The sequence below is a fragment of the Senimuribacter intestinalis genome (genome assembly GCF_943192965.1).
Classification (GTDB): Bacteria; Bacillota; Clostridia; order Peptostreptococcales; family Anaerovoracaceae; genus Senimuribacter; species Senimuribacter intestinalis.
The window spans coordinates 36,137-44,793 of sequence record NZ_CALPCF010000021.1 but is presented as its reverse complement, the minus strand read 5'-3'; the positions used below and the strand labels follow the sequence as shown (position 1 = coordinate 44,793).

Sequence of the window (8,657 nt, the reverse complement as noted above, 5' to 3'; positions counted from 1 at the left end):
GATTGTCTGGATTGTGAAATTAACATGGCGATGGAGGCACTAGAGAAAACGAGATGGATACCATGCAGTGAGAGACTTCCGGAAATAGCTGGCAGATATCTTATAAGCAGAACGGATTATGATGGCGTTAATGACAAAATTGTCAAACTCGTAGATGTTTTTGATTTTGACACAGAGAACAGATATGATGCCGGATTTTTTGCAACGGAAGTTGACGCATGGCAGCCACTGCCTGAACCGTGGGAGGGAGAAGATGAATGATGTGCTTTTGTCTTCCCAGAAAATGGATTGGTGTACACCGCAAGACTTCTTCAATAAGCTAAACGAAGAATTTGCATTTGCGCTTGATGCAGCGGCAACTAATAAAACGGCGAAATGCAGCATTTATTATACGCCTGAAACAGACGGGCTTTTGCAAAGCTGGGACTGCGGCGGGACGGTATTCTGCAATCCACCTTACGGCAGAGAACTTAAAAACTGGGTCAAAAAGGCATATGAGGAATCAAAAAAAGGAATAACAATCGTTCTTTTGATTCCAGCGAGAACAGATACAAGCTATTTTCACGATTACATATACGGAAAAGCGGAAATCCAGCTGATCCAGCGCCTTTTCCGTCAATGTTGGTGATCTATAGGGGAGGTGAATAGGAATGACAGACTATGAAATGATTTTAATTTGTGCCTTGCGATACGCTTTAGGCAGGAGAAGTTACATGGTCTGGATAGTAACGAACTACATTGATGCTGTTATTCAACTTGAAGGTTTGTCTGACATATGTAAAGCAGCCATGATTACAGAAATAGAGCAAACACCAGACTACGGAGACAGTTTTGTCAAGGTAAGGGCGAAATACCCCGAAGCTATTCTAATCCGATTAGAGGATAAAATGAGCCGCCTAGAGCAGCTTATGCAGCACGGCAATAGGCGGGTGAAAGATGAATCTGTGGAGGACACTCTGCTGGATTTGGCAAATTACTGCATTATGGAACTTGTGGAGAGAAAAAATGATACCAAGAGCAAAGAAAAAGAAGCAGAGTAAACCGCAGCGGAAGCCGCCCGACTATGTCAGAGAGTCGAATTACTTAAACATGGCAATCGTTTTCAGAACCTTGTGGACGGTCTACGGCTGGCGCAGCAAGAGGATAGCGGACTTTCTGGGCGCTTATCTGGCTTTAATGGCAGAGGTAGCAGACAAGCGGACAAGTGTATGGGAGCAGGTCAAGGACTGCAAAGACCTGACCGGAATAGATGTTAAGCAGCTGCTTGACGATTTAGAAGGGAGGTAAAGCATGAAAAAATTTTCATGGATTAAGAAAATAGAATGTGATGAGTCGATGGCGAACAGGAAAGGGTACATACCTTGCAACAACCAGTGCAGGACATGCCACGCGGCTATCATTACGGACGTAAACGGAGACCGGGCACATTTCCCGGTGACAAAGCAGGGAGGAAAAAGGCTTGATTGAACAGTATTATCACTATGACACGGCAAAACTGCTTGCAGAATATAATCACAACAAAGCTGTTTTAAAATCGCTTAGGGAGCAGTACAATGCTTTAGATGGGGCAGGCGGCATGGATTACAGTAGCGGTAAGGTATCAGGGTCAAAGGGGACTGATGCGTTGGAAAAAACAGCACTTAGGCGCATTGACTTAGCTGCTAAGATTGAGGACTACGAGCACGACTTAAAGAGGATTGATGATTGTATGTCGCAGCTTACAGAGACAGAACAAACTGTATTAACGGAGTTTTTTCTTAAAGGTCAGACTAAAACTGCCGCAGTTTATCATCTTGCGGAGGCGCTACACCTTGAACAATCTGCGATCTATGACATACGGAAAAGGGCACTGAATAGGTTTCAGCATTTAATTTTTGGATAGTATTAAACCGGGTCAGTTTCGACCCGGTCTTTCTACACTTCAAACCCGTTAATTCCCATAAACCACTTAATTCCGAATGATTCTACAAAGGCGCTGTCTCCGTTTCCATCGGTTTCTATGATTAGGCTGTTCATGGTGATTAAATAGGTGATAACTGCTGTAATTGCAATGATTGCGGTAATTTTTAAAATTCGTTTCAAGGTGTTCCTCCTTACTCTACTTTAAATGTCACTTTGTGATCTAGATTTTCTTTGATAAGCAACTGTTTTACATTATCAACAGATATATTATTATCAAGTGCTGCTTGCACGACGTCAACAAGTTTTTTGCCGTCAAGATATGCCCATACTGTTTTAATTTTCCTACGTTTCATATCATATTTTCCTCTCTTTCTGCCGGGATTAGCCGCCCGGCGTTTCGGCTTATTCCCACCATGATTTCTCAATGTCAAGCACAAAATCATAATGCGGTTTTTTTGTTTTGATTTGATTAAATGCCTTTATGGCATCGCTACGCCGTTTTCCTTCGTACTTTGTGGAGCTGATGAGATGCGATGTTCCATCGGCATAAATCCGTTTTTCTGTCAGGAAATAATACACCTTATCTTTGTATCGTTTTTCACGCTTTAGTGTGATAGTGGTGCGGCTGTCCATCAGTGACAGGTCAACGGCTCTTGCGGCTAACTCATTGCGATGTTCCTTGACCTTTAAAATCATGTTTTCAAGGTACTTTATTGCGTCGACAGCATATTTATCGTGCCGCTGAAGTTTGTCGATGTTTGCCGTTGTTTTGGGGTCAAATAATGTGATATATATTTGCTCTGTATATGTTCCGTTTCTGTATTCCATGTGTTTCCTTCCTTTGGGGCTGACCTTATGCGGTCAGCCTCTTTTCTCTTGATTCTCCGTCTGCTTCAAACTGTACGCCGTACATGGTGCGGATTTCGTCCAGTCCAAACTGTTTCTTGTTGCGTTTCTTGTAATCAGCTGGGGCAAGATACCAACATAATTTCTTGCTGTGCCATTTGAAACCAATTTCTTTCAGCTGGTCTTTATGCGGCTTAGTTTCGCCGGATACCCATACAAAGCAGCCGATAATTTCAATGTGTACGCCGTTCATTCTGATGAGGGTTTCCATCATATTTCTGAATGCTTCCGGTGCTTCGTTATTTTCTTTTTCGTAGGTCTTACCTTCTTTTGTTTTGTGGATATCTTTTACCATCTTAAAAAGGTCGTCATACTCTGCGTTGATGGCTTTCATGGTTTCAAGGTCGCCGCCTCTGTCCGGGTGGTTTGCCATTGCTAATTTTTTGTACTGTGCTTTCAGGTCTTCTAAAGTTTCGATGTTCTTAAAAAATCTTGTATTCATCATTGTTCTGTTCCTTTCTTTATGATACTTTATAAAGTATGCTATATTTTTTAGGGAACCTATTCATTCCCTAAAAATTTTTCGACTGCTTCCAAAAAAATGCTATTCATGGATATGTTTTCTTGTTTGCATTTCTTTTTAAATTTTTCACCGATTTCTTTCGGAATCATTGCGGTAAGTCTACAGTAATTCTCTCGGTTCCAACGGTTCTTTACATCTGAGCTTGTTTTTCCTATTGCAATCACCGCCTTTTTGTGTTATTATGATGTCAAGAGGAGTGAGCCTTACGGCAAGCTTCGGATTACGTTTGACCGCTACCGGGTGCGAGCCGTTGCGGTCTTTTTATTTGTCGAAATCGTAATCCTCAATACACCTTTTGAAAGTGTAATTGTGATTCGCATCGTTCAAATTCCTTTCTGTAAGGTTCTCGCTTCCGCTTACCCCTCTTTAAAAGGCTTGCCGCTTGGCTTCGTCCTCTTGACATTTTCATAATAGCATACTTGCAAAAGTATGTCAACCCCTTTTCAAAACTTTTTTTAATAAATTCAATAAACGTTGAAATTCTAACGGTATTCCCGCAAAACTTTTTCTTGAACCCCTTAAAACACCGGAAAAACACCGTAAATTTTTGGGCTTTTTCCGTGGTATAATGATATTGTGGAAATGATGGGAAAACCTAATCTACAGTGTTCTCCCACATTTTACATAATTGGTTCATTGTGTTTTTTCCTTTCACACATACCCCGGTCAATCTACAGCCGGGGTTTTGTGTTGGGGATAAACAAGCACACAACAAGTAATCACAAGGGAAAAAAACAGAATATGAATTTTGATAATATTTATAAACACCATTGCAAGAAATGAGTAAGGAGATAAACAACATGGGAAAGGTTTTGCCAATGTCGCAGGCAGTCGGGGAATTGACCCGCATAGGAAAGACTACCTGCATAGATGAGGCAGGGAACAAAATTAGAACACATTCGGGCGTTAAGAATCCGGGGGCAGGTCAAGGAACACTATCAGGAAAGCCTAAAGCCTTTAGCACACCGGAAGACTTAATAGATACATTTAGTGACTTTATAGAGCATGTAAGACTAAACGAGTACAGCATATATCCAACAAAGGCGAATTTTGCTAGATATCTACAAATCACGCCGAGAACGGTATATAACACGCTGGAGATATATTTTCCCGAAATCAAAAAGATGTACATTGATATGCTGTCAGACTGCTTGACAGAGGGCGCAAGCCTTGGGAAATATGAGAAAACTATGACAATCTTCTGTCTGAAAAACTGGTGCAACTGGGCAGACAAGCAAGAAAATGTCAATACCGAAATCAAGCCAAAGCTGGCAGACAAAGCGACCGCCGACAAGTTAATCAAGCAGTACACAGAGCGGCAGAAATAGCGGTATAAGTATTCTGTATTGGTGAATAATGTGTATAAAGTACCGGGAAATGTCGGGGTAACACCATGAAAATGACGTATATTTATACATTTGATACATTTTAACTATTCCCAACATGACAATTTTCGGAATAGTTAAGGTCCTGAAAACGTTGGAAATGCTATGAAAATGTAACGATATTAGTATACACCACCTATGCACACAAGATATAGTACATGACAGCATGTGCAGTGTCTGCCGCTGATGAATAATGTTGCAGTGTCCGGCAGATTTTTTATTGCATATTTTACGAATAGAAAAAAGGATATACCAATTTCGCCATGATGGGTAGGAGTGGGGGTAGGATACCACATCGTAACGCGCCCCACTCGTTCGCGCCAGCGGGTAGGTAGTACATGCGTACATTTCCAATCAAATCTAAAACATCCCACTGGTCGAATATTTCATCAGTATAAAATTATAAAAATTTGAGGGAAAGATGGAAAAGCTTAGGATTAGGATTAAATCAGAAAATGGAGAAATAGTCTGCTGCTGTTTGGCAGCGGCTTTGATGAGATGCAATGATGATTGTGATATCGTCACAGCAAAGATAGACAAGCTGCAAGGCAGCGAATGGTGCATGAAGCACAATAAAGAGGTGAGGTTGCATGAGTAAACGTGATGACGCCTTGCGTGCAATACTCCAAAATGATTATTGTACATATTGTGAATTCGTGAATACAGGTTGGATTCCGTCAAAGTTTCATCGGTATTTGTGTGATAGGGTGCAGGTTTTTTTAGAGAGAGAAACGGATAATGCGTATGATATTTTAGTATTATCGACACCGCCGCAGCATGGAAAGTCCATGACTGTAACAGAGACCCTTCCGTCATGGTATCTTGGTAGAAATCCATTGCATAGAGTGATAGAAGTGTCTTACTCGGAGACATTTGCTGAAAAGTTTGGACGGCGTAATCGCGCAAAGATTGAAGAGCATGGCAATGAGATATTTGGAATAAAACTGGCAAAATCGCCGAATTCAGCTGTTGAGTTTGAATTAGATAATCATAAGGGCGGAATGATATCAAGAGGTGTGACTTCCGGTGTTACCGGTAACGGAGCAAATCTATTTATCATTGATGACCCGGTCAAAACACAACAGGAAGCTGATTCTGAAAGCTATAGAGAAAGAATTTGGGACGAATGGAATTCATCGTATAAAACCAGACTTGCGCCGGGCGCTAAAATCATTGTCATTATGACAAGATGGCATGAAGATGACCTTGCGGGTAGAATTATTGCAAGAGAAAAGAATGTTGAAATCTTGAATCTGCCGTGTGAGGCGGAGGAAAACGACCCGCTTGGAAGAAAAGTCGGAGATGCGCTTTGTCCGGAAATCAAGAAAGATAATAAATGGCTTGCCGATTTCAAAAGTGGTTACACAGATGGAACAAGAAGCTGGAACGCATTGTTTCAAGGAAGACCCACTTCTGCGGAAGGTAATATGCTAAAACGTGAGTGGTGGCAATACTACGATGAACTTCCTGATATTGTCGACTGGGTAATGTCTGTTGACGCAACTTTCAAAGATGGTAAAGACAATGACTATGTAGCAATACAGGTTTGGGGCAAGACAGGCGCAAATATGTATCTTGTTGATGCGGTGAAGCGTCACCTGAATATGCCGGACACCGTCAGAGAGATACTTAGGCTTAGGGCGATGTATCCAAAGTGCCTTTCTACTTTGATAGAGGATAAGGCGAATGGTTCCGCTATCGTACAGGTATTAAGGCATGATATAGCGGGAATTATTCCGATAACCCCTGAAGGTGGTAAGGTTGCTAGAGTCAATGCTGTTTCCGGTGCGATTGAGTCAGGCAATGTGTATTTACCAAGAAACAAACCGTTTACAGATGAGTTTGTCGAAGAATGTGCGGCATTTCCGCGCGGTTCACATGATGATCAAGTAGACGCTATGTCACAGGCTTTAAACAGGTTAATCTATAGCAAATCAGAACATAAGCCATCAGCAGCAGAACCCCCTTTGTATAGGATGTTTCCGGGGCTGAAAAAGAAACGAAAGTCAATAGATAGAGGTGAAAAAGTCAATGTTATATAGTTTAGTTGCGGCAGTAGTGATACTGGCGTTTTTTAATGCCTTAATTGTGCCGTTTATTGTGGTTCAGTACTTCCTGAAAGGCTACAACATTAATGCGGAGGTGAAAGTAACTGTTCCGACTGTGAAAAATATCGTAAAAAGAACGAAAAAACCAAAGATTGATGAGAAGACAGCAGCACTTTTAAGGAATATAGACCGTTATGACGGTACGTCCGGAGGTCAGGAGGTTATCTAATGAAAAAGCAAGATGAAAATCTGACTAAAATTTGGAAAAGATATCAGAAATGCAAGGATTATTTAGATAAAAAGTCCTTGATTAAGAAGACTAACGAGAATTGGAACTTTTACATAGGAAACCAGTGGGAAGGTATGGAAAGTGGCGGTGAAAAACTGCCAGTTCTCAACTTTATCGAACCAGTCATCAAGTATAAAGTCGGCGTTGTGTCGCAGAACATGATGACCGCGGTATATTCCGACCTAAATTCCAACAAGGATACGCAAAAAATTTGTGAAATCCTAAACAAAATGTTTGTAGAAAGCTGGGACAAGGGCAAAATGAATGCCTGTGCATGGGAAGTCATAGAGGCTGCTGCGGTGCAGGGCGATGCTTATGCTTTTTGGGGCGAATGTGATTCCAAAGTACCGCCACAGGTGCTTGCGAATACAACCGTTTTACTGGCAGATGAGAATATCACAGATATACAGACCCAGCCGTATGTTTTGATAGTTGAACGTCTTAACGTGGAAAGCGTGCGCAAGATTGCAAAGGAAAATGACATATCGAAAGAAAAACTTGAACTGATTCGTTCTGATGATAATAAAGATGTGCAGATAGTCAATCAGGACGAAGTTACCGATAAGATTACGTCAATCCTCTGTATGAGCAAAAATGCAGAGGGCTACGTGGAAATTGCAAGGTCGACTAAAAATGTTGTGTACGAACCTGCACATGTTGTTAGAGGCACGAACGATGCTGGAGAATATACCGGAACTGGGTTGCGCTCTTATCCTATTGTGCCGTTCATTTGGAAGAAACGTCCAAACTCAGCACGTGGAGTATCTGAGGTTGCGCAGCTGATTCCGAATCAGCTTGAGGTCAATAAAACCATTGCAAGACGTTCCGTAACCGTCAAGCTGACTGCATATCCACGAATCGCATATGACAGAAACGCTGTTACAAATCCAGAGGATTTGGACAAAACTGGGGCACCAATTGAAGTGAACGGCGGCGCTCAGTCTGTCAACCAGATGGTTTCGTATTTGAATGCAACAAACATTTCCTCCGATGCGGACAAGCTACTCAGCGACTTGCTTACCATGTCAAGAGAACTAGCAGGCGCAGGAGATTATGCAACTGGTAACGTCAACCCAGAGCAGGCATCGGGGCAGGCTATTTTAGCGGTCAGAGACCAAGCGCAGATTCCTCTGAATAAGCAGATATCCCAATATCAACAGTTTGTAGAAGATGTGGCGCTGCTTTTTTTTGATATCTGGGTAGCATTCAATCCAAACGGTCTAAATTATGAAGGTTTGCTGGAAGATAGTGCAGACCCAATGTTGCAGAATATGCCTGATATTATTCCAATTGAGCAGGTAGAGTCTATCAGACCTTCTGTAAGGGTTGATGTGTCACAGGATAATGCCTGGTCGAAGCTGGCAGAACAGCAGTGGCTGGACAACGTATTTGAACGACAGCAAATTACATTTGAGGAATATGTGGAACTTTGCAACAGTAATGCAGTACCAAAGGCGAAATTGCAGGCGGTGCTGAAAAAGCGGCAGGCAATGCAGCAAGAGCAGCAAATGATGCAGCAGATGCAAGAACAGACTCCACAGGAGGAAGTTCCGCAAGGGGAAATGTTAATAGGGTAAATTGAGGCGGCACTGCCCGTCTCTTTT

At 42.0% G+C, this 8,657-nt stretch carries 15 protein-coding genes; 11 read left to right on the top strand and 4 right to left on the bottom strand.

Annotation, left to right across the window (positions count from 1 at the left end):
• From NFR88_RS13985 to NFR88_RS13960, 6 genes are all read left to right on the top strand, one after another.
• Positions 1 to 261: DUF551 domain-containing protein (locus tag NFR88_RS13985; RefSeq protein WP_251616910.1), on the top strand; the 261-nt coding region annotated here is incomplete at its 5' end.
• Positions 254 to 628 carry a phage N-6-adenine-methyltransferase gene (locus NFR88_RS13980; RefSeq protein WP_251616907.1) on the top strand — a complete coding sequence of 125 codons (375 nt, stop codon included), beginning with the start codon at positions 254 to 256 and terminating at the stop codon, positions 626 to 628. The genes NFR88_RS13985 and NFR88_RS13980, both read left to right, overlap by 8 nt.
• A 22-nt stretch (positions 629 to 650) precedes the next feature.
• Positions 651 to 1,040 (top strand): nucleotide modification associated domain-containing protein, encoded by a 390-nt coding sequence (locus tag NFR88_RS13975; protein WP_251616901.1) that lies wholly within the window; start codon positions 651 to 653, stop codon positions 1,038 to 1,040.
• Complete coding sequence (locus NFR88_RS13970) at positions 1,006 to 1,287, top strand: hypothetical protein (RefSeq protein ID WP_251616896.1); 282 nt, start codon at positions 1,006 to 1,008, stop codon at positions 1,285 to 1,287. Before NFR88_RS13975 ends, NFR88_RS13970 begins: the two co-directional genes overlap by 35 nt.
• Positions 1,288 to 1,290: 3 nt before the next feature.
• Complete coding sequence (locus NFR88_RS13965; protein WP_251616891.1) at positions 1,291 to 1,467, top strand: hypothetical protein; 177 nt, start codon at positions 1,291 to 1,293, stop codon at positions 1,465 to 1,467.
• Complete coding sequence (locus NFR88_RS13960) at positions 1,460 to 1,882, top strand: sigma-70 RNA polymerase sigma factor region 4 domain-containing protein (RefSeq protein WP_251616886.1); 423 nt, start codon at positions 1,460 to 1,462, stop codon at positions 1,880 to 1,882. Before NFR88_RS13965 ends, NFR88_RS13960 begins: the two co-directional genes overlap by 8 nt.
• 32 nt (positions 1,883 to 1,914) lie before the next feature.
• Here the strand turns inward: NFR88_RS13960 and NFR88_RS13955 are convergent, their stop codons facing one another.
• From NFR88_RS13955 to NFR88_RS13940, 4 genes are read right to left on the bottom strand one after another with little or no spacing between them, the layout of a single operon-like run.
• Positions 1,915 to 2,082 (bottom strand): hypothetical protein, encoded by a 168-nt coding sequence (locus tag NFR88_RS13955; protein ID WP_251616883.1) that lies wholly within the window; start codon positions 2,080 to 2,082, stop codon positions 1,915 to 1,917.
• Between the two features lie 11 nt (positions 2,083 to 2,093).
• On the bottom strand, positions 2,094 to 2,255 hold the full coding sequence (locus tag NFR88_RS13950; protein ID WP_251616880.1) for a hypothetical protein: 162 nt from the start codon (positions 2,253 to 2,255) through the stop codon (positions 2,094 to 2,096).
• A 49-nt stretch (positions 2,256 to 2,304) separates the two neighbouring features.
• Positions 2,305 to 2,730 (bottom strand): hypothetical protein, encoded by a 426-nt coding sequence (locus NFR88_RS13945; RefSeq protein ID WP_251616878.1) that lies wholly within the window; start codon positions 2,728 to 2,730, stop codon positions 2,305 to 2,307.
• 25 nt (positions 2,731 to 2,755) lie between these two features.
• The gene (locus NFR88_RS13940) at positions 2,756 to 3,253 is read right to left on the bottom strand and encodes a molecular chaperone DnaJ (protein WP_251616875.1); all 498 of its coding nucleotides are present in this window, start codon (positions 3,251 to 3,253) and stop codon (positions 2,756 to 2,758) included.
• An 878-nt stretch (positions 3,254 to 4,131) separates the two neighbouring features.
• Between NFR88_RS13940 and NFR88_RS13935 the strand changes: the two genes are divergently transcribed.
• The 5 genes from NFR88_RS13935 to NFR88_RS13915 all read left to right on the top strand — a co-directional run bounded on the left by NFR88_RS13935 (position 4,132) and on the right by NFR88_RS13915 (position 8,630).
• Positions 4,132 to 4,659, top strand: coding sequence for a DNA-packaging protein (locus NFR88_RS13935; RefSeq protein WP_251616872.1), 528 nt, complete (start codon positions 4,132 to 4,134; stop codon positions 4,657 to 4,659).
• Positions 4,660 to 5,137: 478 nt separating this feature from the next.
• Positions 5,138 to 5,314 carry a hypothetical protein gene (locus NFR88_RS13930; RefSeq protein WP_251616869.1) on the top strand — a complete coding sequence of 59 codons (177 nt, stop codon included), beginning with the start codon at positions 5,138 to 5,140 and terminating at the stop codon, positions 5,312 to 5,314.
• Entirely contained in the window at positions 5,307 to 6,758 is a 1,452-nt protein-coding gene (gene terL, locus NFR88_RS13925) for a phage terminase large subunit (protein WP_251616868.1), read from the top strand. Before NFR88_RS13930 ends, terL begins: the two co-directional genes overlap by 8 nt.
• Complete coding sequence (locus tag NFR88_RS13920) at positions 6,748 to 6,993, top strand: hypothetical protein (RefSeq protein WP_251616867.1); 246 nt, start codon at positions 6,748 to 6,750, stop codon at positions 6,991 to 6,993. The genes terL and NFR88_RS13920 overlap by 11 nt, the downstream gene beginning before the upstream one ends.
• Positions 6,993 to 8,630 carry a hypothetical protein gene (locus NFR88_RS13915; protein ID WP_251616865.1) on the top strand — a complete coding sequence of 546 codons (1,638 nt, stop codon included), beginning with the start codon at positions 6,993 to 6,995 and terminating at the stop codon, positions 8,628 to 8,630. The genes NFR88_RS13920 and NFR88_RS13915 overlap by 1 nt, the downstream gene beginning before the upstream one ends.
• Positions 8,631 to 8,657 lie beyond the last annotated feature (27 nt).

Bases quoted from the DNA above. Each gene is read 5' to 3' on its own strand.
- NFR88_RS13980 (WP_251616907.1), top strand. From the start codon at position 254: ATGAATGATGTGCTTTTGTCTTCCCAGAAAATGGATTGGTGTACACCG.
- NFR88_RS13975 (WP_251616901.1), top strand. From the start codon at position 651: ATGACAGACTATGAAATGATTTTAATTTGTGCCTTGCGATACGCTTTA.
- NFR88_RS13970 (WP_251616896.1), top strand. From the start codon at position 1,006: ATGATACCAAGAGCAAAGAAAAAGAAGCAGAGTAAACCGCAGCGGAAG.
- NFR88_RS13965 (WP_251616891.1), top strand. From the start codon at position 1,291: ATGAAAAAATTTTCATGGATTAAGAAAATAGAATGTGATGAGTCGATG.
- NFR88_RS13950 (WP_251616880.1), bottom strand. From the start codon at position 2,255: ATGAAACGTAGGAAAATTAAAACAGTATGGGCATATCTTGACGGCAAA.
- NFR88_RS13945 (WP_251616878.1), bottom strand. From the start codon at position 2,730: ATGGAATACAGAAACGGAACATATACAGAGCAAATATATATCACATTA.
- NFR88_RS13940 (WP_251616875.1), bottom strand. From the start codon at position 3,253: ATGATGAATACAAGATTTTTTAAGAACATCGAAACTTTAGAAGACCTG.
- NFR88_RS13935 (WP_251616872.1), top strand. From the start codon at position 4,132: ATGGGAAAGGTTTTGCCAATGTCGCAGGCAGTCGGGGAATTGACCCGC.
- NFR88_RS13930 (WP_251616869.1), top strand. From the start codon at position 5,138: ATGGAAAAGCTTAGGATTAGGATTAAATCAGAAAATGGAGAAATAGTC.
- terL (WP_251616868.1), top strand. From the start codon at position 5,307: ATGAGTAAACGTGATGACGCCTTGCGTGCAATACTCCAAAATGATTAT.
- NFR88_RS13920 (WP_251616867.1), top strand. From the start codon at position 6,748: ATGTTATATAGTTTAGTTGCGGCAGTAGTGATACTGGCGTTTTTTAAT.
- NFR88_RS13915 (WP_251616865.1), top strand. From the start codon at position 6,993: ATGAAAAAGCAAGATGAAAATCTGACTAAAATTTGGAAAAGATATCAG.